The sequence below is a fragment of the Chryseobacterium luteum genome (assembly GCF_000737785.1).
GTDB lineage: Bacteria > Bacteroidota > Bacteroidia > Flavobacteriales > Weeksellaceae > Chryseobacterium > Chryseobacterium luteum.
On sequence record NZ_JPRO01000011.1, the window covers coordinates 20,953 to 45,352 of the forward strand.

The 24,400-nt window shown below is 36.6% G+C and carries 21 protein-coding genes and 1 pseudogene; 14 read left to right on the forward strand and 8 right to left on the reverse strand.

The window, feature by feature from the left end; translation table 11 throughout:
* The first annotated feature begins 77 nt into the window (after positions 1 to 77).
* The 6 genes from ribA to IX38_RS12525 all read left to right on the forward strand — a co-directional run bounded on the left by ribA (position 78) and on the right by IX38_RS12525 (position 6,270).
* Positions 78 to 668 (forward strand): GTP cyclohydrolase II, encoded by a 591-nt coding sequence (gene ribA / locus IX38_RS12505; protein ID WP_034705510.1) that lies wholly within the window; start codon positions 78 to 80, stop codon positions 666 to 668.
* 46 nt (positions 669 to 714) lie between these two features.
* Positions 715 to 2,148, forward strand: a complete 1,434-nt coding sequence (locus IX38_RS12510) for an SDR family oxidoreductase (RefSeq protein ID WP_034705513.1) — start codon at positions 715 to 717, stop codon at positions 2,146 to 2,148.
* 684 nt (positions 2,149 to 2,832) lie between these two features.
* On the forward strand, positions 2,833 to 3,003 hold the full coding sequence (locus IX38_RS23030; protein WP_165570734.1) for a hypothetical protein: 171 nt from the start codon (positions 2,833 to 2,835) through the stop codon (positions 3,001 to 3,003).
* Between the two features lie 113 nt (positions 3,004 to 3,116).
* Entirely contained in the window at positions 3,117 to 4,406 is a 1,290-nt protein-coding gene (locus IX38_RS12515; RefSeq protein ID WP_034705514.1) for an alpha/beta hydrolase family protein, read from the forward strand.
* Between the two features lie 232 nt (positions 4,407 to 4,638).
* Positions 4,639 to 4,830 (forward strand): cold-shock protein, encoded by a 192-nt coding sequence (locus IX38_RS12520; RefSeq protein WP_034705517.1) that lies wholly within the window; start codon positions 4,639 to 4,641, stop codon positions 4,828 to 4,830.
* A 351-nt stretch (positions 4,831 to 5,181) separates the two neighbouring features.
* Positions 5,182 to 6,270: a fatty acid desaturase family protein gene (locus IX38_RS12525; RefSeq protein ID WP_034705520.1), complete on the forward strand. Its 1,089-nt coding sequence runs from the start codon at positions 5,182 to 5,184 to the stop codon at positions 6,268 to 6,270.
* A 142-nt stretch (positions 6,271 to 6,412) separates the two neighbouring features.
* Here IX38_RS12525 and IX38_RS12530 read toward each other — a convergent pair whose 3' ends face one another.
* The 8 genes and pseudogenes from IX38_RS12530 to IX38_RS12565 form a co-directional block, all read right to left on the reverse strand.
* Positions 6,413 to 7,051: an SDR family NAD(P)-dependent oxidoreductase gene (locus IX38_RS12530; protein WP_117585899.1), complete on the reverse strand. Its 639-nt coding sequence runs from the start codon at positions 7,049 to 7,051 to the stop codon at positions 6,413 to 6,415.
* A gap of 80 nt (positions 7,052 to 7,131) precedes the next feature.
* The gene (locus IX38_RS12535) at positions 7,132 to 7,695 is read right to left on the reverse strand and encodes a TetR/AcrR family transcriptional regulator (RefSeq protein WP_034705522.1); all 564 of its coding nucleotides are present in this window, start codon (positions 7,693 to 7,695) and stop codon (positions 7,132 to 7,134) included.
* A gap of 97 nt (positions 7,696 to 7,792) precedes the next feature.
* Positions 7,793 to 8,055, reverse strand: a pseudogene (locus IX38_RS23365) (transposase); the annotation flags it as partial.
* Between the two features lie 240 nt (positions 8,056 to 8,295).
* On the reverse strand, positions 8,296 to 9,468 hold the full coding sequence (locus IX38_RS12540; protein WP_165570735.1) for a HAMP domain-containing sensor histidine kinase: 1,173 nt from the start codon (positions 9,466 to 9,468) through the stop codon (positions 8,296 to 8,298).
* A 131-nt stretch (positions 9,469 to 9,599) separates the two neighbouring features.
* Positions 9,600 to 10,277 (reverse strand): response regulator, encoded by a 678-nt coding sequence (locus tag IX38_RS12545; protein ID WP_034705525.1) that lies wholly within the window; start codon positions 10,275 to 10,277, stop codon positions 9,600 to 9,602.
* A gap of 2 nt (positions 10,278 to 10,279) precedes the next feature.
* Positions 10,280 to 10,939: a hypothetical protein gene (locus IX38_RS12550; RefSeq protein WP_131368681.1), complete on the reverse strand. Its 660-nt coding sequence runs from the start codon at positions 10,937 to 10,939 to the stop codon at positions 10,280 to 10,282.
* 70 nt (positions 10,940 to 11,009) lie between these two features.
* Positions 11,010 to 11,705, reverse strand: coding sequence for a hypothetical protein (locus tag IX38_RS12555; protein WP_131368682.1), 696 nt, complete (start codon positions 11,703 to 11,705; stop codon positions 11,010 to 11,012).
* Positions 11,706 to 12,144: 439 nt separating this feature from the next.
* The gene (locus tag IX38_RS12565; protein ID WP_034705532.1) at positions 12,145 to 12,630 is read right to left on the reverse strand and encodes a hypothetical protein; all 486 of its coding nucleotides are present in this window, start codon (positions 12,628 to 12,630) and stop codon (positions 12,145 to 12,147) included.
* A gap of 791 nt (positions 12,631 to 13,421) precedes the next feature.
* Here IX38_RS12565 and IX38_RS12575 point away from each other — a divergent pair.
* From IX38_RS12575 to IX38_RS12610, 8 genes are all read left to right on the forward strand, one after another.
* Positions 13,422 to 14,552 carry an alpha/beta hydrolase-fold protein gene (locus IX38_RS12575; protein ID WP_084680268.1) on the forward strand — a complete coding sequence of 377 codons (1,131 nt, stop codon included), beginning with the start codon at positions 13,422 to 13,424 and terminating at the stop codon, positions 14,550 to 14,552.
* A 217-nt stretch (positions 14,553 to 14,769) separates the two neighbouring features.
* Positions 14,770 to 15,342, forward strand: coding sequence for a Crp/Fnr family transcriptional regulator (locus tag IX38_RS12580; RefSeq protein WP_034705539.1), 573 nt, complete (start codon positions 14,770 to 14,772; stop codon positions 15,340 to 15,342).
* Positions 15,343 to 15,669: 327 nt separating this feature from the next.
* Positions 15,670 to 16,782 (forward strand): serine hydrolase domain-containing protein, encoded by a 1,113-nt coding sequence (locus IX38_RS12585; RefSeq protein ID WP_051884713.1) that lies wholly within the window; start codon positions 15,670 to 15,672, stop codon positions 16,780 to 16,782.
* A gap of 63 nt (positions 16,783 to 16,845) precedes the next feature.
* The gene (locus tag IX38_RS12590; protein ID WP_034705541.1) at positions 16,846 to 17,424 is read left to right on the forward strand and encodes a Crp/Fnr family transcriptional regulator; all 579 of its coding nucleotides are present in this window, start codon (positions 16,846 to 16,848) and stop codon (positions 17,422 to 17,424) included.
* A 197-nt stretch (positions 17,425 to 17,621) separates the two neighbouring features.
* On the forward strand, positions 17,622 to 17,957 hold the full coding sequence (locus IX38_RS12595; RefSeq protein ID WP_394331190.1) for an ester cyclase: 336 nt from the start codon (positions 17,622 to 17,624) through the stop codon (positions 17,955 to 17,957).
* Between the two features lie 200 nt (positions 17,958 to 18,157).
* Complete coding sequence (locus IX38_RS12600) at positions 18,158 to 20,920, forward strand: substrate-binding domain-containing protein (RefSeq protein WP_051884714.1); 2,763 nt, start codon at positions 18,158 to 18,160, stop codon at positions 20,918 to 20,920.
* Positions 20,921 to 21,431: 511 nt separating this feature from the next.
* On the forward strand, positions 21,432 to 22,742 hold the full coding sequence (locus tag IX38_RS12605) for a sugar porter family MFS transporter (protein ID WP_034705545.1): 1,311 nt from the start codon (positions 21,432 to 21,434) through the stop codon (positions 22,740 to 22,742).
* 93 nt (positions 22,743 to 22,835) lie between these two features.
* Complete coding sequence (locus tag IX38_RS12610) at positions 22,836 to 24,398, forward strand: glycoside hydrolase family 32 protein (RefSeq protein ID WP_034705547.1); 1,563 nt, start codon at positions 22,836 to 22,838, stop codon at positions 24,396 to 24,398.
* Positions 24,399 to 24,400 lie beyond the last annotated feature (2 nt).

Below are 24,400 nucleotides of genomic sequence, written 5' to 3' on the forward strand. Positions count from 1 at the left end.
AAATTTAGTAATTAATTTTACTAATTAAACAAATAAAGTATAAATTTGTACTATAATAATAATTCAAATTATAACTCATGTTGAAAATACAAGCCCAAACCAATATACCTACAGATTTTGGAATATTTAAAGTTTATGCTTTTTCTGAAAGTGAAAATGACTGGAATCCTCATCTCGTTTGGGTTGCAGAGAAAACGGATTTTAGTGACGTTGTCAACGTGCGTTTCCATTCGGAATGCATAACGGGAGAAGTTTTTCATTCCAGAAAATGCGAATGCGGTCAACAACTGGATGCTGCGATGAAATTTGTTTCGGAAAATGGAGGAATAATCATCTATCTTAGACAAGAGGGAAGAAATATTGGTATTATTAATAAATTGAAAGCGTATGCTCTTCAGGAAGATGGTTTTGATACCGTAGAAGCCAATCTGAAATTAGGTCTTCCGGCTGACGGAAGAAATTTTAGCGGAGCAATTGAAATGCTTAAAATACTTGATGTCTTAAAAGTAAATTTATTAACCAATAATCCTGAAAAGTTAAAATCCCTAGACAATAGCGGTATTTTGCTAAATAAAAGAATTCCATTGGAAATTGATTCTAACACAACGAATGAATCTTATCTTATTAAAAAGAAAAATTATTTTGGGCATCTTTTAGATAAGATATAAATTTTCTTTTTCATAGAATCTCAGACACAATTAAAATCAATTTATTATGAAAAAAATATTACTTACAGGAGCAACAGGATATATAGGTAAAAGGATGATCAGCGTGATTACGGAGCAAGGCTACAAGGTAGTTTGCTGCAGCCGTGATGTGAGTCGTTTTTCTAAACCTGCAGGGATTAAAGATGAATTGATAGAGGTTGTAGAAGTGGATTTTTTAAAAGAGGAAACTTTAAAGAATATTCCGCAGGATATTTCGGGTGCTTATTACTTAATGCATTCTATGAGTGCAAGTGCTGATTATGAAGAGTCAGAGAAGATATGTGCTCAGAATTTTGTTTCAGCAATCGAAAAGACAGAATGTGAGCATATTATCTACCTTTCAGGATTGGTTAATCAGAAAGAATTATCCAAGCATTTAAATTCCAGATTTCAGGTGGAAAAAATCCTGATGAAAAGTGAAGTTGCCGCAACTGTTTTGCGGGCAGGAATCATCATCGGTTCAGGAAGTGCTTCTTTCGAAATCATCCGTGATCTGGTGGAAAAATTACCGGTAATGGTGACTCCTAAATGGCTGGATACGAAATGTCAGCCGATCGGAATTGCCAATGTTCTGGATTTTCTGATTTTCACCTTATTTAAAAAAGAAACTTACCATAGAAGTTTTGATATTGGCTGCGATGATGTACTTACTTACAAAAAGATACTCTTAGGTTATGCCAAAGTACGTGGGTTGAAAAGGACCATTTATACTTTGCCAATTATGACACCGAAATTATCGTCATATTGGTTATATTTTATTACTTCTACTACTTATAGTTTAGCAAGTTCTCTGGTCGGAAGTATGAAAATTGAAGTGGTCTGTAATGAGGAAAGTTTAGATCAGATTAAAACAATAACCGGCGTTCATCCATTTTCTTATGAAGAGGCTTTGCAACGAACAATGGCTAAAATTCAGGCAAACGAAATACGCTCGAGCTGGAAAGACAGTTTTATCAGCAGTAGAAATGATTCTTCACTCAAGGAGTTTATAGAAGTTCCCCATTTTGGTTGTTTTAAAGATGTTAGAAGTCTAAAGTATGATGATCGTGAAAAATGCTTAGACCGGATTTTTAGTTTGGGTGGGAAAAACGGCTGGTACGGGCAAAATCTCTGGAAGATCAGAGGCTTTCTGGATTTATTGGTTGGTGGTCCGGGATTGAGGAGAGGCAGAACGCATCCCACACAGCTTCACGAAGGCGATGCTTTGGATTTTTGGCGTGTACTTTATGCCAGTCGGGAAGAGGGAAAGCTTATTCTTTTTGCTGAAATGAAACTGCCTGGTGAAGCTTGGCTGATGTTTAAACTGTACAGAGGGAAATTGTGGCAGAAAGCTGTTTTCAGACCTAAAGGATTGTGGGGGAGGTTATATTGGTTTTCGGTATTGCCATTTCATGGTCTTATTTTCAAAGGAATGCTGAAAAGATTAGCTTCTGGTGATTAAAATAGGATTCCAGCAAACTTTAAAATTAATTTCACCTATTGTAAGTAGAAACCATTTTTCAAACCTGTCTGTCATTTATTATTATCTTTCGGTTAAACGACTCCGCCTTTAGTACCATAAAATCTTCAGGAATACTTATAAAATAAAGCTATGAGTGAATTTTTCTACTTAATTGCTCATTATTTCCAAAAGAGATATCTAATTGAGGCGACATAACTTGACGTATTATATTAATGCAAGAAATTACTTTATTGAGTACTTGGATCATGAAATTAAACAGAAATTGTTAAGTAAATTTGATACAATTAAAAACCTATACTATTAATATGCTCATTGATATCGACTTACTCCGTGAGCACGGAGGTACTATTCATACTTATGGTATTTATAGAGTTCAGGTACCAGGGGAGAATTCTGACCTTTCTTTAAGCATCCTGATTATCTTGAGCGAAAAGTTTCTTTAGGAGATAGAGTATCGGTTGATGTATCATTAGGTAATGAGAATGAGAAGGGGATTGAAAATGTGAATGGAAACGGGAAAAGTAATGAAAATGAGAAAGCAATAGAGAAGTTCGTTCTTAATGCAGGGTATTACAAGGTTCGGGATAAGGAAGAGGACGGGAATTATTTCCCAGGTGTCGACAAAGGATATTCACCAATGTTTTTGCTTCAGCGCAGGGGAGAATGAGCGGGGTTTCGATTACACAGAATTTAGGAATACCGGGAGGTGGTTTTGATATTCAGATCATGGGGAAAAACAGCATTCGTCGTGAAGGGAATGAACCTCTGTATATTATTGATGGCGTGCCTATACCGGAATCGGCAGGTCAAATCTCTTTCTCAGAAAAAAGGTAGATAAAGAATAAGTAGATGTAATAGAAGGCGCTGCTAAGGTCAATCATGATGAGATGCATTTGTGGAACTCTGTAATAGGGGCAGATCAATTACTTTAAAAAAATGGAGATGTCATGTATTTTGATAAAGAAGGGAATTTTATTCTTAGACATGTAAAGGCTAACTGGAAACTTTTAGAGACCAAAACAATGACGGATAAAATAATAGATATACCCTCCAAGGCAGTTCCCTATTTTAGTTCGCTAGGAACAATTTTATGGTCTTCAAAAGGCGAATTATGGGAGCAGAATAAAAATGACCTTCAAAAGGAAAAAATAATGCCTGTCAATGCAGATAGCATTGAGATCCTCAACAAAGTTAAGAAGCCAACAGAAGCAGGATTCCACAGAAAGTATTATTATCTGGATGATCATTATCTGCTGATTGCTGCTCATCACGATAAAAATCTGCAGTCAACCTACTATATGTTGGATCAAGGCAAGAAGCTTGTCATTATTCCAGAGAATACAGATCGTATCAAACATCTTCAGGCAAGTAATGATGGTGAAAATTTTATATGGACTGAAGAGAATTACAATAAACCACCTGTGGTAATGGCGAAAATAAAATCCTCAGCTTCCAGAACAGTTTATCAGTATAATGCTCAGGATAAAGGAGCCAAAACAATTGCTAAAAAGAAGTTGTACTATAAAGGTGTCAATAATGAAGATCTTCAGACAAGCCTTTTTCTACCACCATATTTTGACTCCAAAAAGAAATATCCTGTCGCATTATTGATCTATGAAAAACAACAGGAGCTTACCGATAAATATTTAGTGCCGACGTTTAAGAACACACGAGGATTTAATGCCCGGTTATTGCCGGAATCCGGCTATCTGGTTCTGATACCTGATATCAACTGCAATGATAGGGGAGCAGCACTGGCGGCTCTGGATTGTATCAACGATGTTTTGGACGAACTTTCAAAAGTGGAGCAGGTTGATATGAAAAAGATTGCGCTAATGGGTCAGTCATTTGGTGGCTACGAGACCAATTTCATTGCCACACACAGCAATCGTTTTGCTGCATTTATTTCAGGAGCATCAATGTCGTACATCATCCATATGGGCAATTCGTTGATTCTTTTATGGACAGGTACCGAGGATAAGAATGTTGATCAGGAGGAGACCAGAACATTTTTCAGTGCGCTGAGAAAATACAGGAAAATCGTCATCGCTTTGTTTTATACTGGTGAAGCTCATACTTTGACGAAGTATCCTGCGCAAAAAGACTATACGTTGAGAATGCTGGATTGGTACGATTACTTTTTAAAGGATAAAAGAAATATCCCTTGGATAAATAAACAAATGAAGGGTGCTTATATTTTTTTTATGTCATATAATTACCATATATTTGTAAGATAATAAGGCGACAATATTAATTCAGTGAACTTTAGTACACTCATAAAAAAAACAGCCGCTCAATTTTGTCATTAATATTTTAGGTGTCCTACCTTTTAAGAAGTTCGATTTTCACTCTTAAATTCTACTCATCCATTTTTTCTCTCAAAAATTTATTATCGTCTTGATGAAGATCAAGGAACCGGATATTTGATCCTATAAAACAGAATACAACAATTTTTAAATACATAATACAATGCAACAAGGAACAGTAAAATTCTTTAACGATACCAAAGGATTTGGTTTTATTACTCCATCTACAGGTGGTCAAGACATTTTCGTACATACTTCAGGTTTAGTGGATGAGATTCGTGAAAACGATGTCGTAACATTCGATTTACAAAATGGAAACAAAGGTGTTAATGCAGTTAACGTTAAAATAGCGTAACTCCAATAAATAACCTTATACGTTATATAGAGAGCAGATAATTTATTTTTATCTGCTCTTTTATTTTAGTCTTCATTGCAGCATGAAGCTGCTTACCAGGTTTTACATTAATATGAGCTCAATCAGCGGCAATCTTTTTAAAGTTGATTGTTAAGATAATTTCCATTTTCTCTCTTCTATTGTTCCTGAATTCATCATTGATTTAAATAGAACTATAATAAAAGGATAAATAATTCGTTATACTGGCAAACAATCCGGTAATATGCCGGAAAACCCAACATTCTCCTTATTCCAACACCTGATTCTAGCACATCTGTTTGTTCGCATAAAGTTGATCAAACATGATATCTTATGTCACAAAAATTAAAATTCTCATCCGCTTGCGGTTCTCGTTTTTATGCAACCGTCCGAAGCAGGGTAGAGCAGTATTTTACCCAGAATCAATTAAGTCAGTATGCCAATACACAAATGTGGATCAAGACCATATTTTTCCTCACCGGTTTTGCCGGAATCTATTTTATGATTATCTCCGGTCTGTGTCCCAGATGGATGCTCTTGCCCCTTTCAGCAGCATTGGGTATATTGAGTGCCTTTGTAGGGTTCAATATCTGTCACGATGCTATACATGGCGCACTTTCAGGCAATAAAAAAGTGAATAAAATCTTTGGATTTGTTTTTAATTTGGTAGGCGCAAATCCTTATGTCTGGAGCATTACGCATAATGTAGTCCACCATACTTATACAAATATTCCCGGACATGATGAAGATATTGAGGTAGCACCAGGACTTATACGTATTGCTGAAGAAGACGAAGTGAATGCTATTCAGCGATACCAGCATTGGTATGCTTTTCCGCTTTATAGCCTTGCATCCCTGTCATGGGTGTTCCGAAAGGATTACAAGAAGTTTTTTCAGAAAAATATTGGAGCGCATCAAAACAAACATTCTAAGTTGGAATTTTTCAATTTATTTTTTTATAAAGCACTATATTATTTCCTGTTTATCGTATTGCCATTATTGGTGTTGGATGTTAGCTGGTGGCAGTTCCTGATGGGCTTTCTGCTTTTGCATATTGCCCAGGGACTGACGATGGGACTGGTCTTCCAGCTGGCTCACGTTGTTGAAGGTACCAATTTTCCGGTACCTAATAAAACAGGACAGATGGAAGAAGCATGGGCGGAGCACCAGATGCGTACTACGGCGAACTTTGCAACGCATAATAGGCTCGCGGCATTTTTCCTGGGCGGTCTGAACAGGCAAATCGAACATCACCTTTTTCCTAAAGTCTGCCATATACATTACGGTGAGATTTCGGTCATTGTAAAGAAGACTGCAATGGAGTTCAATTTGCCGTACATTGAAAATAAGAGCTTTTTATCAGCATTGCGCTCGCATTTTCTGATTCTGAGAAAATTTGGTAAAGAAGCGGCTGCGAATTAACCAATTCATCAAGTTGTTTAATATCTTTACGCTAGTTTTACGCTGAAAAATACTGGACCATTTATTTGCTGTACAAGTAAGATACTCTCTGGATCAACAAAAAAATGAAGGATGCTTATTAGCATCCTTCACGTTTTAAAAATTACTGGATATTAAACAACTGATTTCCACAAGAAGTCCCGCCTATGTTCTTGGATAGATTGTGTGTTCCGGAAGCTATCTGTTGTATTGTTGCTGCTACTCCATCAGAATATGTTGGTCCTCCAAGTATCGTATTTACCGTTACCTGAGTCCCTTTGGTTAGTTTTGCCAAACCATTGCTTAACGAAATCATGGCTGTTTTTGTCATCCCGTAATGAATCATATTTTCGGGAATATTAATACCTGATTCACTGCTTATAAAAATAACACGCCCCTGGTTATTTGCTATCATTTTAGGCAGCAGTACCCTTGATAAACGGACTCCACTCATTACATTTATTTCAAAAAAACGTGTCCAGTCTTCGTCAGATGTGGCCTCAAACGGCTTAAGTTCAAAAATACCTACATTATTTATCAGGATATCAATGTGCGGTAATGCCGCTATTAATGTATCAATCTCAGATGCAATAGAAAAATCAGCTACCATTCCAGAAATATTTGCATTAGGATATTCCTGTTGCAAACGTTGTACTACATTGTCAACCTTTTGTTGCGAGCGCCCGTTAATAATAACTGATGCTCCTTCTGCTGCTAATTGCCGGGCTATTGCAAAACCAATACCCTGTGTGGAACCGCTTATAACCGGTTTTTGACTCTAAGTGTAAATTCATTCATTTATAATTATTTTTGTAATGATTGATATAAAATTTAAGAAAAAAATTAGCTGATGATTTCCAGCTGCATTTCAATTTGCTTTTGAAGAATTTTATTATCGGGGTACATTCGTCTGGTCACATTAAGTCCATTCCACAGAGTTATTAGGTACCTGCCTAAAATAACTGCATCGGTTTGGTTTTTAATCGTGCCATCCGCGTGGCTATACATTTTTTCCACCTCTTTTAAAACGGCAATAGCTTCATCTTCAAGTTCCTCATCAATAAAAGTCATCTCTGTTATTGTATTTGCGATAATACATCCCTGAAGATGAGCATTGGTGCTGTCTACAGCAACGCTTTTGAAAAAATCTTTAATTAATTCAATAGGTGATTCGCTTTGTTCAAGCTGCTCTTTAAAGGTCGTAAAAGCGTTACGGCGCTGCTGAATGGCTTTTTTAAACAGCTCTTTTTTTCCACCTTTAAAAGTATTGTAAAAACTTCCGCTGCCCATACCCGTGGCCTTAAGAAGGTCTGCCATTGAGGTTGCCGAATATCCTTTTTCCCAGAATACCTTCTGGGCTTTTTCAATTATCTTGTCATTGTCAAAAGTGGCAGGCCTTCCTCTCATTTTATTTTGTATTGATTGATACAAAAATAAACAGAATTTTAATTTTGCCAATATTTTTTCAAAACGGGTTTATAATGTGTTATAACCTGAGTTCGGTTTAAGCAAAGTTTAAAAAAAGTTGACCGTCATTTACTTTATTCAGATTGAGTGACAGTTTTTGGCGAAGAAACAATACGTAGTTAGTCCTCCCAAAATGTTGATCATAAAATTGTTTACACTTCGATATCTGATGTGTTCCACTTGGCAATAGCTCTTTAATTCATCATTTATGGTTTCCGTAATGGCTATTTTTCTAAACAAAACCTTGTCTTCCATTTTCTTAATATGTTTTGGATTTCGGTCATCCACATTTCCCTTTGTAGCCAATAATTTTATACAAATTTTGAATCTAAAACTTTTTCATAAAAAATATACTCTGCATTTAAAGTAATTACGAAGACATTGCCTTGAATTCCGTAGGTCTCATATTTGTGAGCTGTGCGGATATCACAATATTTGTGATGTCTATTAAAAACTTAAACTGGGTGCTCACCATATATTGGACACAGATGCTCAATGCCAGAGGAATTTGCACTTCTGTGATCCTATCAGTTAAAAATGTTAAAATTCATCAAATTGCAGCATTGCGTAAAATCTTTTATCGAGAGTATCGAGTGACAGTCTGGCATTGTTCTTCTCGCTCAGAATTTCAGAGATCCAAAGTCCCAGTCCAAAACCTTCCTTATGAGAAGAATCCCGCAGAAACTGTCCTTTCAGTTTTTCGGGATCTGTGATGATCTGGCTGATAGAATTGGAAACAATAATTCCCTTTTTCTGATTCTGGAAAATTTTAATGTCGATTGTTGTATTGGTTTCTCCGTACTTTATTGAATTGGATATCAAATTTTTAATAATAACTTCCACTTGATTTTTATCGGCAGATATGCTGAAATCGCCATCCACAGGAGAAAAATCAATTTTGAATCGTTGATGGTTTATCGTTAGCTGTTTCCTGAACCCTTCGGAAAGCTCCAATACCATTTCTGCCAGATCGATTTTGGACTTTTTCGTGAGTATATTGCTGGATTTTATTTGGCTCATCCACAGGAAATTATCCACTAATCCCTTCGTCCGTTTCACTTCAAGCTCCTGATTGTCCAACAACTTTTTGGCATCCAAATCCAAAAAATCCTGATTGAAAACCTGCAATTCCGTGAGCATATTGCTGATGGGCGTTCGAAGCTCGTGTGACGCCATTGTAAAAAATGTGGTCTGCTGTTTTGCCTGCTCATCGATCCGTAACAACATTCTGTTCAGCGCATCGGTGAGATGATAAAATTCGTCTTTAGATCGGGGCTCGGAAAGCAGTTTAATATGTTCCAGATCAACCTTATTGGCATTACTAATGATACGTCGTAAGGGTCTCAGAAGAAACCAGGAAAGCAGATATCCTCCCAAAAATGCCACTAAAAAAGCTACCGGAAGATAGATGTATAGGAGTCTTTTCAATTTCTGGATACCGGAATAGTACTGCTCTGCCGATAACGCAAAGTCTACAGAAATACTTCCTCCGTTTTCCGGATATTTTTTCACAGAGATCAACCTCCATTTTTCTTTGTCGGAGACATTTTTTGGAAGATTGTCAAAAAGTTGTGATTTTTTAGCTTTGTTGTCATAGATGATCCTGAAAAATTCCCCGTTTTTTGGAAGTGGTACAGCGATCGGGTCTATGTCCGTTCTCTGAAGAATATTATAGGCAGATGACTTTAGCTGAAGAGCAAAACTTTTATCCAATTCTGTCTTTGCGTTTTTATAAAGTGAATAAACAATAACACTGACACACAGAAAAAGCAATGAGTTGAATAACAACCCAAACCGAAACCTGAGACTTTGATAAAATGGAGAGATAGGCCTGCTTTCCATCGCTATTGTTTATCGCCCTTTAACATATAACCGGCTCCAATGACCGTTTTGATTAACGGATTGTCAAATCCTTTATCAATTTTCTTTCTGAGCTGATGCATATAAACCTCTACGATATTACTTTCCGGGTCAAAGTTCATATTCCATGCATTTTCCAGAAGCTGGTTTTTAGTAAGGACAAGATTCGCATTTCTGGCCAGATATTCCAATAAAATAAATTCTTTGGAAGTGAGTTCTATTTCTGTATTTCCTCTTTTCACCTTTCTCGCAGGAATATCAATTTCCAGATCCTCTATATTGATTTTCTGCTGACCTGACCCATTGGAAAAGCGGCTCACCGTTCTGATTCTTGCCAGCAGCTCATCCCATTCAAACGGTTTCCTGATATAATCTACGGCTCCCAAATCTAAACCCTGTACGACCTGTTTGGAATCCGCTACTGCACTGATGATAATCACGGGCGTTTCTGTACCGAAAGTTCTGAGATTTTTGAGGAAATCAAAACCATTGATTCCTGGTAGCATCAGGTCTAGTAGGATAAGGTCAAAGTCATTTTTTATTGCCATTTCCAAAGCTTCCGAACCGTTATTGCAGACCTCCGCAAGATAACCCGCCTGGGAAAGCCCCTGCTGAATAAACCCTGCGAGCTTTTTTTCGTCTTCTACAATCAGTATTTTCATAATCAGCGTATTTTGTAAACGATACTGTCTAATTTGATTTCAGTCATCCGAATCGGCGGAAACTTCAATGTATTGACAATTCCTTCCCTCATATCCCGTTCCAAACCGGTAACCTCAACCCGATGAGCCTTCATTAATAATGGTGCTAATGTGATGCGTTCCTCCGGACCAAGCATCACTGTTTTTTGACCAATCATAAATCCCGTTATCTTATTTTCCTGATTTTTTATAAAACCGGAAATAGTACCTTTAATAAAAACTTCTTTTCCGGGACTGGGTTTTGGCGGTAATATTTTACCTGCATCAAAAGTTTTCCTATTTCCTGATGATACAGAAATCAATTCATAGCTATCTTCTCTTGATGTTGCCTTAATAACAATCATTTCATTCTTTTTTGCTATCTCAAGTATATATTTGGCAAGATGTGGCGGGAAATGGATTTTTATTTCTTTCCTGCCCTGATTCAAAATGATTTTGTCGATATCACCTTCCGGATTAGTTTCATAGGCTTTTACTTTGCCATTCAGTATAGCCGGTTCTTCAATTTCAGGATGTAAATGAGGTGGAACAGGAGGTTTCTTTTCGCACCCGGAAAGGACGAAAAGTACAAAAAAAATAAAAAATATTTTCGATAGGTGATATGTTCTTAGTTTAAAAACCATATTGTTTATCATCAAAAACCTGAGCAAATTACTAAAATCTGCCCAGGTTTCCATTATACTTCAGTTATATTTAAAGTGCATATTCTTTACCATTCACACTGATGGTTCTGGCGTGGACAATAGTATATTTTTTCTCGGCCACTTCACCGGAGTTTTCCGGCTTTTTGAAACCTGTGAAAGAAATTTTCGCACCATTTACCAGAGACTGTCCCTGTTGTTGGTAGATATGTGGCGGCATTTTCAGGATAGTATTACCAATAATGATACCCACTACAGCGTCGCCTTCTTTATTTTTCTGCAGCTGTGTAATAGTGCCGCTTTCGCTCACGGAAACTTCCTGAGGCGGTGTCTGCGGAATTGCAGGTGCAACGTCTTCAACTGTTTTTCCGTTAGCAATCAGGCTATTCATTCGGAAAGATTTTTCGCCATTTGGTGCAATATCGGCAATACCTTTTACACTCACGCTGCTGCCATTTTTTGCGAGTGCAGTGATCTGGCTACCCAAATGAGGAGGGAATTTCACCAAAACAGATTCTCCATTACTTGTTATATAAAATCCATCATAGACAAAATCTTCATTAACCGCCATTTTGGAAACCTTTCCGGTCACCGTACTGATTTCCCTGATTGTTTCGGGTCCTGGTCTTTCCATTCCGGGACGAGGCTCTGATGGAGGAACCGGAGCTTGTGCGTTTGCTACTACAGCAGTCATTAAAAATACAGCAGCTGCTATTTTTCTACCTGAATTTAAAACATTATTTTTCATTTCTTTAAAATTTAAATTATACATTTTATTTCTTTTTCTGATACAAATGTATATTGACCTTATTAAGATGAAATGAATGCGAAATTAATTTTTTTTAATGTCAGGAGAGAGGCGGGATATTTTTAAGGCTTTTCAATCCTATATAAAAAATAGTAAACTGATAGCACAGCAAACATTAGCCCGTGCTACCCGGGATTATTACGATTTGATGCTTGTTGGTGTTGGGTGTATTATTCTTATACTGTTATTACTTCCACAGATCCAGAAGGTGGTGCTTAGATTAAGGAAATATACCTTATTAGAATGGATAGGATGTTCAATAATAGAATAAAGTACCCCGGGGCAAAGCCCCGGGGTACTTTATTCAAAGTCATTTCTTATTACCTGCGTTAATCAATCTGCTTTCCGATAATATTTTAACTGTAATAATTTTTAACTGTTATTTTTTTGGTTTCAAAGACAAATTATCTAAATACACTGCCTGATGCACTCCATTTAGTAAAACTTTCAGACCCAAACTCGAATCTTTTTTTAAAGTAATGTTAAATACTTTTTTATCTCCCGTTATCTTTGAAGCTTTAGCTATTGCAACATATGATTTTGCATCGGAAGTATTGTTTACTGAGAAAATTTCAAGTGTCGTTTCTCCACCGTTGTCTGAAACATCAAGAGAAAGTGTATATGTTCCCGCTTTAATTTTTGGAGTAATCAAATACATATTTTCTCCCGGGCTGTTCATGGAATAAAATATGATTTTTTTGTCACTACTGTAAAGCATTGCTTTTCCTTGCTGAGCAGTCCAGCATTTGTTAATATCTTTCCAGGCATCAAAATTTTCAGTAAGTGTGGATACAGTTGTACACTGTGCATGCGCTGTTAAAAATCCTCCCAAAACTAAAATTCCGGCAAATACGATTTTTCTCATAAATTATTATATAATATGAGGTAAAAATAGTCAAAAAAGATGGTATCGGAAAGTTATTGTTTAAGTTTATACTATAGGGGTTAGTAAATGTTCTGGATGATCTTTTCATCTGAATTTATTGGATGTATATTCTTGCCTGTTTTTCACCAAATAATAAACAGATTCAATATGAAAACGGAAACTCAAAAGCAAAATATGTGATACCAGGGAAGTATGGATATTACTTTGAGATTGATGAAACAGTTTCTTAAATAGAATGTGTTTAAACTTCTTTGTTAGAAAATCGCAAAGGCGCAAAGTTTTAAACTGTATGGATGTTTTCAGGCGCAAGAAAATCAAAGATTTTCAGCAAAAGTTCTATAATAAAAAGTGAGAAATTTTATCTCAGATAAAATCTTTGCGCCTTAAAACGTCTTTTATAATATAATTTGCGTCTTTGCGATTGCCCAACTATATAAAATATAAGTTTAAACAGATTTATAGCTAAAAAATGATTCAACGTTTAAGATTTGATGCTTAGTTTTTATAATAGTTTTCCTCAGTTGTATTTTCCCGGTCGAAAGGTTGGGGAAATTCTTCTTATGTGGCAAATACAAAGAAAAAGAATGTCTTTTTTGAGAATAAAAATGATACATTTTCTCAGAACTTTCCAAAAAGAAAAAATATTTTCCTTAATATTGAGCTGAAACAACGCGGTCTTAGCAAAGATGGCAGCTGGAAGATATCTCCTCACGAAAAATACTTGCTGACTGCAAAAGATTATAATTCTCCTATATTTAAAACTGAAATAAATGCAATATTTACAAAAAATAAGTTCACTGTTCATTTTATTTTCATCAATGGTATTTTCCCAATCTTATCAGACTTCAGCAACAGCTTTGGGAGGTAAAGAATTTCCGAAAGTTGACCCTGAAAGGAAAGTATTATTTCAAGCCTATTTCCCGGATGCAAAATCCGTAATATTAGATGGCGGAGATGGGATGAAAAATGTAAAATCTACGGCTTCAAAAAACAAAGATGGCGTTTGGAACATTTCAACTTCACCGATGGAAATTGGCTTTCATTATTATTGGTTTAATGTGGATGGAAAGCGCACAAACGATTCCAATACACAGCTTTATTTTGGTTATGGCCAGCCGACCAGCGGTATTGAAATCCCTTCAGGCGAAGATTTTTTCATAGAGAAAAAGGTAAAACACGGAAAAATTATTGATGACAGTTTAAATTCCAAAATTACCTTGGGACAACGGAATTTCAAAATCTATCTTCCTCTGAATTACGGGAATAAAAAACTGCCTGTTCTTTATTTGTATCACGGAACCGGCGAAGACATTACAGGATGGGAAAAACAAGGCTATATCCGCAATATTCTGGATAATCTTTTTGCGGACAATAAAGCGAAAGAAATGATTGTAGTAATGGATTATGGCGTTGCACTGAAGCCTGAAGAAGAAAAAATGCCGGACGACTATCCCCGCACTGTTCTTTCCTCTAAAAATATCGATACGATCCTTATCCAGGAATTGATCCCTTACATCGAAAAAAAATATAAAACCAACGGCAAAAAAGCAATCGCAGGCCTTTCGCGCGGCAGTTATCAGGCGATGCTCATTGGGGCCAATCATCCGGAGGTATTTTCAGCCATTGGCTCATTCAGTCCGGTAATCTATGAAGGAACCCAGGCAGAACCCTTTAGAGAGCTTCCTATTAAAAATTTATTGAAATCGAAAAATAAACCGTTCTTCTTTATAGGAATCGGGGAAAAAGAAGACCCAAGGTTTTTTGAATTTAATCAAACTATAACCAATTATTTCAACCAGAATAAATATCCCTTTTTCTCCTACAAATCTTCTGAAACCTACCACGAATGGCTTACCTGGAGAAGATGCCTTTACCAGTTTGCACAACAGATTTTCAAATAATTGATATGATATTTGTCTCATATTAGATTTTTGTTAACTTTCCTGCATCATTCACTTTCCTTTATCAATGTATTCGTGGATTATTAAATTCTGCAAAATTCAATGTTGATGCAGATAAAATGATCTATATAGAAAGGCTTAAGCGTACTCACAGAAAAAGTCCTAACTTTGCCCGATATCATGCTGCCACTTAATCATATTTTAGGACAATTAAAAAATGCACCAGCCACTTTTTGAGTACATTGAACGCTATGGCAAAACAGCTCTCTCAAACGAAGAAAAGTTGCTCATACAGGCTGCAATGGAGCCAATACAAATAAAAAAGAAGGACTATTTTCTCAAAGAGGGCAAAACCTGTGAGCATGCCGCGTTTATTATAAATGGAGCTTTACGCATGTTCAGTGTTGATGAGAACGGTATAGAGCATATTCTGCAGTTGTATGTTGAAGACTGGTGGGCAGTAGATATGAACAGCTATATGAAGCATGAGCCGTCTCATTATTTTATCGAAGCCTGGGAAGATGCTAAACTCCTTGTTCTGCCGATAGAGAAGTTTGATGAAATCCTTGAGATTCCCGCTTTTAAAGCCATGTTCTGGCATATCAATCAAAATCACCATATTGCGTCTCACAAACGCAGAGATAACGCTTTAAACCTCAGTGCCAAAAAACGGTACGAAAACTATTCACTTTTGTATCCTCAGATTGTTCAAAGATTTCCCCTCAGTCATGTCGCCTCTTATCTGGGGATAACGCGGGAAACGTTGAGCAGGCTAAAAAAACACTTTTAAGCCACACATTGCCAAAGTAAGAGGATCGTTATTTTATTTCTTGTCTGAAAATGCCAGGCTTTTGCCATTAGCACATGAATTAGACTTCAACCTGATCTGTACCCCACGGATTGGAGCAACACACTATAATTAGTCTCAGTATTTTTTTTAATGTCAAAGTCCTGTTCTTATTTCTTTAACGAAATGTACTAATAGCAACAGGATATATTTAGTCAAATTGGGCGAATGATAAAATTAACAATCTTTAACTATAAAAATAGTGATAGGCATGAAATTAGTACTCATCTTTGAACATCTATAAAAATAGTGATAACTTAACTCAATATTATGAAAAAAGCATTCATTTTCATTTTTTCTCTTTTATCTCTTGCATTTTATTACGGGCAGCAAGATGAAAAAGGCATCAGTAAAAATGTGGATCAATTTGTGAACAAACAAATGAAAACCTTGAAGATTCCGGGGATGGCAATTGCAGTTGTTAAAAATGGAAAAATAATCAAGAAAACAACTTATGGTTTTGCAAATCTTGACTGGAAAAATAAAGTAACAGAACACACCAATTTCCAAATTGCTTCCTGCACAAAACTTTTAACTTCCACACTTCTTTTAAAGACAATGTATAACAAAAGGATTGATCTGGAAGATCCCGTTTCAAAATTTATAGCTGATACCCCAGCTGAGTGGAAGGATATTAAAATAAAAAATTTGATTGCGCATTCCAGTGGAATTGCTGATTATTATGAAAGCGACGTCTATCTGCCAACGGACAAAATTATAGAGGCTGTCAAAAAACTTCCGTTAATATTCAAAACAGGCTCAAAACAACAATATGGCTTGTCAGATTTTATGGTTTTATCTTATGTTTTTGAAAAGATTTATAACAAACCTTTTATTCAGATTTTGAAGGATGAGGTTACTGTTCCTTTAAAAATGAATGATGGTGCCTTTGATATGGAATTTAAAGTGAATGGTCAATATTTGCGGACAGATATTATCCCGGAAAAAGTAACCACTTATTATGAATTAAACGGCAAAATGCAAGCTTATAAATATCTCTATCCACAATATACTTATTCTGCAGGGGCCTATTTTGCATCTATTGACGATATGGCGAATTGGGCTGTTGGTTTGGATAAAGAATTGGAATTTCCGCTTTCTTTTTCAGAAAAATATATTTACAAGACAGATAAGATTGAAGGTCAGGATGCAGGATTTTCGAAAGTAGGATGGGCTTTGGAAACGGAAGGGAATATTATGTATGCAGGACATAGTGGCGGTCCTGGGTTAGGAGATATCTGGCGGTTTCCGAAAGAAGGTTATACAATTATTACGTTATCAAATGATGGTGAGCTTTTACCTAGATTTTCCAGAGCAATTGCAGCATTTTATATCAAAGAACTATCTCCCAAATTGGAAATAGAAAAATTTGAAAGGAATTAAAACTACAGAAATGTCAAACGGTGATTCATTTAAATACTCATCTTAATCAATATCAAAAATTTGATGATACAACCATTAATCGAATATTTTAAAAAATACCTTCCTCTGAATTCCGGGGATATTAATTTGCTTACCGAAAGAGTGACATCCAGGAAAATAAAACGGAGACAAATGATCTTGCAGGAAGGCTTTGTTTGCAAACATTATACGTTTGTTGAGAAAGGGTGCTTTAAAATGTATGGTATCGATGAAAAAGGGACGGAACATAATCTGATGTTTGCAGCAGAAAATGATTGGGTTGCTGACCTGGGAAGTTTCTATTCGGGAAAACCAAGCAAACTGTTCATAGAGGCAATTGAACCTTCTGCCATTCTGCAAATTGAGAAGCAGGACCTGCTTTATCTTTTCGTGAATTCACCAAAGTTTGACAGAAACTTTCGGGTGATCGTGGAGGAAAAGTTCATTGAGCTTCAAAACCGCCTGTTACAAAATTTCAGTTCAAATGCAGAGCAACGGTACTTGGATTTCCTGGAACAATATGCCGAACTAGCATCGAGGTTACCCAATGCTCAGATTGCTTCCTATCTGGGCATCACGCCTGAATTTCTCAGCAAGATCAGAAAAAATAGAGCATTAAAATAGATATGTATTCTTAAACTATATTAAGACTATTTCTTAAGCTTGTTTATTGGCTGGAAAGATAATTGTGAACCATCTTTGCATTGTAAAACAAATCAATATTACAAACTAAAAAAAACAGAAATGGAAGCAACAAAACAATTCTTTAATCAATTTTACAATTCATCAATACTGCTGACGAAGATCTGGCACAACAGTTAATAAGCGCGGCAGCGAAGTTCCACGTGCCTTTCCAGGCTGACCCGTTGCAAGGTCCTAAAGGATATCTGACAATTATCGGAATGATGCGCAGCGGCTTTCCGGATATTCAGTGGAGTATTGAAGAAATGATCTCTGAGAATGATAAAGTAGCGGTTAGATTCACAATGAAAGGAACCCATAACGGAACTTTTTTTGGCGTACCCGCAACCGGAAAACAGATTGCAGTTAGCGCAATGAATTTTTACCGTTTGTCTGACGACCAGATCATAGAAGAAGTAGGACAACCTGACTTGCTTGGTTTACTGACACAAATAGGAGCTGTACCCGCAATGTAATTACAGGCAAAGAATAAGCAATAACTAAATTCAATTTTCATCATAAGCTGAAGTCACGCACTTCAGCTTTTATTGTTACAGCAAGTGTAAAACTGTAAATTATTAAAAATATATACATATAATCAATACAGCAGATTTAATGCAAAATACTATCACTAAAAATTGCCTGTCTGCAACATCTTTATTAATATTGTGTTAATATGTTACCAATAAAATTTTTCGGTTTTCTTAAGGCTTATAGAATGTTATTCCTTCTGTTTTTCCTTGCTTTTTTTTCCTGTAAAAAATCTCAGAAAACTTCAGACAAAATTACTATCGGATTTTCACAGGGCTTGGGAAATCATCCCTGGAGATTGGCAATGAACCATTCTATGGAGATACAGGCATCGCTCTATTCCGAAGTAGAGCTCGATGTACAAAAAGCAGAAAGTTCTGTAAACAAGCAGGTTCAGGATATACAGAAAATGATCGATCGCAAGGTGGATGTGATAATCATCTCACCCATTGATCCAGAATCCCTGGTTCCTGTGGTGGAAAAAGCGGCTGCCAAAAATATTCCGGTTATTTTGCTCGACAGGAAGATCAATTCAGAAAAATATACGACCTACATTGGCGCAGATAACGTGGAAATTGGTAAAGAAGCGGCCAATTACATTCTTTCAGATTCCAAAAACTATAAAAAAGTAATCGAAATAAGGGGTGATGACCAATCTTCCCCAACCATAGAAAGAAGTCTCGGCTTTCAGGAAATCATCAGAAATAATCCCAACACAGATCTGATAAAAACCTTTAAAGGTCTTCCTGCAGACGCTTTCAGGAAAACGCTGGATTCCTTGGGAGATCAAAGCATTTATGTTTTTGCTTTTAATGATGAGCTTGCTGCCAATGCGTGGCAGGTTGCACGAAATACAGGTTTGGAAAATCAAATCAAATTTATCGGCGTTGACGGATTGAACACAAAAGATGGCGGAATACAAATGGTTCTTGACGGAAAACTGAACGCCACTTTATTGTATCCGACTGGCGGAGCAGAAGCCATCGAGACTGCGATTAAAATTTATAACGGTGTTGCCGTTCCCAAACGCATCAAGCTCAGCACAACAATCATCGACCGGATGAATGCAGAAATTATGCGCAATCAGTTTGATAAAATCATCGAACAGCAAGGCGTTATAGAAAATCAGGTACAGGCGGTTAAAAAACAGATCGAGCTTTACTCCTCACAAAAAGAATTGTTCCGATGGTCTATTATATTATTGGTGTTGATGTTTTGCCTGGTTGCCTATTCCATTTATCTTATTTATGCGATCAAGATCAAAAATAAGCAGCTTACACTTACCAACGAGAGAATTACTATTCAAAGAAACCAGATTGAAACCATTGCCAATGAGTTGAAAGACAGCAATGAAGCGAGGGTTAATTTTTTCACGGGATTGTCTCACGAATTTAAAACACCCATTACACTTATTCTCAGTTCATTGGAATCTTTGATGGATTCTGGAAAAACCAAAGGTACAAAACCATCCTACGAGTTCGAGCTGATTAATAAAAACTCCAACAGATTATTGCGATTGGTGGATAATTTATTAGATTTTAGAAAAATAGAAAATCAAACCTTTAATCTAAGAGTTTCCAGGACGAATATTTACGATTTTACGTATGCTATTTTTCGTGATTTTGAAAATGAAGCTAAGAAAAGAAATATCAAATTCGAAATTCATTCACAGAATAAAAACCTTGAACTTTATATCGACAGAAACCTGATGGATAAAGTTTATTTCAACTTGTTGTCCAATGCTTTCAAATTTACGCCGGACAATGGAAAGATTGAAATCACGATTCAGGAAAAAGGAAATCAGGCGGTGATCAGCTTCAAAGATAATGGAATCGGAATCCCCGAAAAAGAGATCAGCAATGTCTTCGAAGCGTATTTCAAAGGTTCCAACAACAGAAAAAACAGTTCAGGAATCGGGCTTCATCTTAGCAGGCAGTTTATTGAGCTTCATCTTGGGAAGATAGAAGTGAACTCTTTTCAGGGAACGGAGTTTGTTATCAGTCTTTATAAGGGAAACAAGCATTTCAACGAAGACCAAATGGTTAAAGAACCCAGTCTCGCAGGTGCTGAAAGTCTGGCAAAAGAGGCTTTTTTTACAGGATTGGAAGACGAGACGATTACCCAAAATCAGGAATCTCAGGGCGAGCGTTATTCACTTCTTTTGGTAGAGGACAATTCAGATTTGTCTTTCTTTTTAAGCAAAAAGCTTCAGAATGAGTTTGAAGTGATGGTTTCTGACGGTACGGATGCGATTAATAAGGCTTTGATTGAAATTCCGGATATTATCGTTTGCGATGTCAATCTTCCGGACAAAAATGGCTTTGAAATCTGTGAAATCCTAAAAAACGACCTTCGTACATCACATATTCCGGTCATTCTCCTGACCGCTCTGGACAATAAAGAATCTTATCTTCAAGGCTTGAAATCCGGCGTTGACCTTTATCTCACAAAACCTTTCAGTTACCCGATTCTCATACAGTCGTTGCGTGCATTGCTTTACAACCGAGAAAAACTACGTTATTACTATACGAACAATATCGGCAGAATTGTGGACAGCAAGACGTTCGGAAGCATAGAACAGACGTTTGTGAACAATCTCAATCAACTTATCAAAACCAATATAGACAATGCCGATTTTTCAGTGGAAAATCTTGCAGACCTGCTTAATATTTCCAGAATCCAGCTTTACAGAAAGATAAAAGCAATGTTTGATGTGAACGTGAGCGATTATATCAACAATTTCCGTCTTGAACAGGCCAAATCAATGCTGCAAAATCCTGAACTGACGATTTCCGAGATTGCATACAAAACCGGTTTTTCTTCCCCGAATTATTTCTCCACTGTTTTTAAAAATAAATTTGGCGTATCCCCGAATGCCTTTAGAAAGTCTGCAGGGAATGAGTTATAAAAACATAAAATCAAATGATCATATATTTGAATGTAACATTGTAATAACAAAAATCAAAGGTTAAATCTATATTTAAAAGCAATTTTCACATCTGATATTTTTACAGTATTCAGCAGCAGTAAATCAAACTGCTGCTTTTTTATTACATTTTCTCAACCACGCCTTTCATCTAAACGAATAAACAGCTTTCTGAATGATTTATAATTTCTAAAAAGGTCCTGACCCAAAAACCATACACTTTGACCCTTTTTTCGGTTAAAATTTTCATAACATTAATTGTTCTTAAACTATAAAAACGCCAAAACACACGTAACATTTTTATACAACTATGTTACATTTTTGAAACTTGAATAAACTTTAATCAAATAATTTTAAATTAAATTATTGATTTTCAGTTGATTGTGTTTAATTAACAAATAATTAACCTTGCCGAAATATTTAGTTACATAATTAAACCCTCGGATTGCCGCCTCGGGATATATTAGCCACAAACAAATAAATATTTTAACAGATGAATAAAATTCTTATGTGGTCTATTACCGCAGCTTTGGCAGGATTTCTTTTCGGGTTTGATGTAGTAGTAATTTCCGGCGCAGACAAAAAGTTGCAAACACTCTGGGGCAGCTCAGATGCATTTCACGGAGCGGTAGTGATGGGAATGGCATTGTGGGGTACAGTGATAGGCGCCATTTTTGGCGGAATCCCGACCAATAAATTAGGACGTAAAAAAACGCTTTTAATAATTGGTGTTTTATATGCGTTTTCTGCGATAGGAACGGCGCTTTCCAATGATCCTTATCTGTTTGCGTTTTTCAGGTTTATGGGTGGTTTGGGCGTTGGTGCTTCTACGATTGCTGCACCGGCTTATATTTCAGAGATTGCGCCTGCAAAAGACCGTGGCAGAATGGTTTCCCTGTATCAGTTTAATATTGTTCTTGGGATTCTGATTGCATTTTTATCAAATTATTTATTAAGCGGCATTGGAGACAACGACTGGAGATGGATGCTTGGCGTACAGGCAATTCCCGCAGCTATTTATACATTATGTGTTGTCACCATTCCGGAAAGTCCGAGATGGCTGGTTTCCCAATCCAGAATAGAAGAAGCGAAAAAAGTAATGAAAATCCTGAGTCCGGATCAGGATTCTGAAACCTTGATCAGACAGATGGAAGATGACCACGCCGAATCGCCAAAGGAAAATATCTTTATGAAAAAATACCGTTTTCCGCTGATGTTGGCTTTTCTAGTAGCCTTTTTTAATCAGATGTCGGGAATCAACGCATTCCTGTATTACGCACCGAGGATTTTTGGGGAAGCAGGTTTGGGCGAGAAAACAGCACTTCTCAGCAGTATCGGGATTGGTGTTGTGAATATGGTTTTCACTCTGGTTGGGGTCAATCTCATTGATAAAGTCGGAAGAAGAACATTGATGTATTTGGGTTCCGTAGGGTATATCATTTCTTTAGGACTGGTTTCTATGGCGTTTTATTTCCATTGGTCGGGATTAGCGATTCCTATTTTCCTGTTTCTCTTTATTGCTTCTCACGCTATTGGTCAGGGAACGGTAATTTGGGTGTTTATCTCAGAAATTTTTCCGAATCATCTTAGAGCATCGGGACAGGCTTTCGGAAGTACCACACACTGGCTTTTGGCAGCAATCATTCCATCATTGATTCCTACATTATTTTCCACTATCGGAGCAGGGACCGTATTTTTGGTCTTTACCGTTGCAATGGTATTCCAATTATTATTCGTGATGTTTATGATGCCTGAAACAAAAGGTATATCACTGGAAAAATTAAGCAAAACACTTACGAAATAGATTTAAAATCAATATAATCATTGGAAAGAACACCTATTTAAATTGATTAATGTGTCTTTAAAATAATTCAAAATTTCCTATTAAATAATCATAATGAAGAAAATCATATCAACTTTAATCATCGCTGCCACGTTTTATTCCGGGCTCAATGCACAGTCGGATGCGAAAACGTCTGAAGAGCAGCTTTACAGGCCCAACTATCACTTCACTCCTCAAAAAGGCTGGATGAATGACCCGAACGGTCTGTTTTATCTCAACGGAACGTATCACTTATTTTTCCAATATACACCGTTTCAGAGTGTGCCGGATTTTGGTAAGATGCATTGGGGACATGCTATCAGTAAAGATCTTATAAAATGGGAAGAACTGGCTCCTGCAATTGCTTATGATGAAAAAGGTGCTATATTCTCAGGAAGTGCGGTTGTGGATAAGGATAATACATCAGGTTTTGGCGATGGGAAAAATGTTCCGTTGGTAGCGATTTTTACGTACCACAATATGAAAAAAGAGCAAGCCGGAGAAATTGACGCACAGTCTCAGGCAATCGCTTATTCTTTGGATAATGGAAAAACCTGGACCAAATACAGTAATAATCCTGTATTGAAAAATCCGGGGATCAAAGATTTCCGGGATCCGAAAGTTTTCTGGGATGCCAAAAGAAAACAGTGGGTAATGGGGTTGGCGGTACAGGACAGGCAGCATTTTTATGCCTCAAAAAACCTGAAAGACTGGAGCTTCCTTTCAGAATTTGGTAAAGATTTCGGGGGACATGACGGCGTTTGGGAATGTCCGGATCTTTTTCCGATAAAGGTAGAAGGCACCAATGAAGAAAAATGGGTGCTTATCGTTAACATCAATCCGGGTGGACCGAACGGAGGTTCTGCTGCGCAGTATTTTGTAGGTGATTTTGACGGAAAAACCTTCAAAATGGATGATATTTTTACAAAGCAGCTCGAAAAAGAAAAAGTGGTCTGGCTGGATTGGGGACGTGATAATTATGCGAGTGTTTCTTTTGATAATGTTCCGGATAACAAGAGAGTAATTATCGGATGGATGTCAAACTGGGATTATTCACCCAATGTGCCAACCGAAAAATGGAGAGGAAGTTCTACTATTCCCCGTGAAGTGACTTTGAAAAGGTCAAAAGATGGTTACACTCTGAAAAATATTCCTGTTGCTCAACTTAAAAATTACGAAGGAAAGGTAGTTAAAAAAGAAATTAACCTTGGTTCCGATAAAAAACTCATTAGCAAAGGAGAAATAGATCTTTCCAAAGCGGTAATTGATGTTGATTTCAAAAAAATGACCAAAGGAGTGTACACTTTTGCTTTGAAAAATTCATTGGGAGAACAATTGATTTTCGGAATTGATAATAACAAGCAGGAACTTTTTATTGATCGTACCAAATCCGGGAAAACCGATTTTAAGAACAATTTTGCAGACAGGATTTCAAAAGCACCATTAGCAAAAAACTACCAAAACGCAACGCTCAAAATTGTATTGGATAAAACTTCCATCGAAATTTTCTTCAATAACGGAGAAAAGGTAATGACCGAAATATTCTTCCCTAATGAAAACTTTTCGGAACTGAGCTTATCCACAGATACCAAAGGAAGTAAAGTGAACTTTAATGCTCATCAGATTAATATCAAATAAAA

What these genes read in the sequence shown, in the direction of transcription:
- ribA (WP_034705510.1), top strand. Translation starts at nt 78, where the DNA reads ATGTTGAAAATACAAGCCCAAACCAATATACCTACAGATTTTGGAATA.
- IX38_RS12510 (WP_034705513.1), top strand. Translation starts at nt 715, where the DNA reads ATGAAAAAAATATTACTTACAGGAGCAACAGGATATATAGGTAAAAGG.
- IX38_RS23030 (WP_165570734.1), top strand. Translation starts at nt 2,833, where the DNA reads ATGAGCGGGGTTTCGATTACACAGAATTTAGGAATACCGGGAGGTGGT.
- IX38_RS12515 (WP_034705514.1), top strand. Translation starts at nt 3,117, where the DNA reads ATGTATTTTGATAAAGAAGGGAATTTTATTCTTAGACATGTAAAGGCT.
- IX38_RS12520 (WP_034705517.1), top strand. Translation starts at nt 4,639, where the DNA reads ATGCAACAAGGAACAGTAAAATTCTTTAACGATACCAAAGGATTTGGT.
- IX38_RS12525 (WP_034705520.1), top strand. Translation starts at nt 5,182, where the DNA reads ATGTCACAAAAATTAAAATTCTCATCCGCTTGCGGTTCTCGTTTTTAT.
- IX38_RS12535 (WP_034705522.1), bottom strand. Translation starts at nt 7,695, where the DNA reads ATGAGAGGAAGGCCTGCCACTTTTGACAATGACAAGATAATTGAAAAA.
- IX38_RS12545 (WP_034705525.1), bottom strand. Translation starts at nt 10,277, where the DNA reads ATGAAAATACTGATTGTAGAAGACGAAAAAAAGCTCGCAGGGTTTATT.
- IX38_RS12550 (WP_131368681.1), bottom strand. Translation starts at nt 10,939, where the DNA reads ATGGTTTTTAAACTAAGAACATATCACCTATCGAAAATATTTTTTATT.
- IX38_RS12555 (WP_131368682.1), bottom strand. Translation starts at nt 11,705, where the DNA reads ATGAAAAATAATGTTTTAAATTCAGGTAGAAAAATAGCAGCTGCTGTA.
- IX38_RS12565 (WP_034705532.1), bottom strand. Translation starts at nt 12,630, where the DNA reads ATGAGAAAAATCGTATTTGCCGGAATTTTAGTTTTGGGAGGATTTTTA.
- IX38_RS12575 (WP_084680268.1), top strand. Translation starts at nt 13,422, where the DNA reads ATGCAATATTTACAAAAAATAAGTTCACTGTTCATTTTATTTTCATCA.
- IX38_RS12580 (WP_034705539.1), top strand. Translation starts at nt 14,770, where the DNA reads ATGCACCAGCCACTTTTTGAGTACATTGAACGCTATGGCAAAACAGCT.
- IX38_RS12585 (WP_051884713.1), top strand. Translation starts at nt 15,670, where the DNA reads ATGAAAAAAGCATTCATTTTCATTTTTTCTCTTTTATCTCTTGCATTT.
- IX38_RS12590 (WP_034705541.1), top strand. Translation starts at nt 16,846, where the DNA reads ATGATACAACCATTAATCGAATATTTTAAAAAATACCTTCCTCTGAAT.
- IX38_RS12600 (WP_051884714.1), top strand. Translation starts at nt 18,158, where the DNA reads ATGTTACCAATAAAATTTTTCGGTTTTCTTAAGGCTTATAGAATGTTA.
- IX38_RS12605 (WP_034705545.1), top strand. Translation starts at nt 21,432, where the DNA reads ATGAATAAAATTCTTATGTGGTCTATTACCGCAGCTTTGGCAGGATTT.
- IX38_RS12610 (WP_034705547.1), top strand. Translation starts at nt 22,836, where the DNA reads ATGAAGAAAATCATATCAACTTTAATCATCGCTGCCACGTTTTATTCC.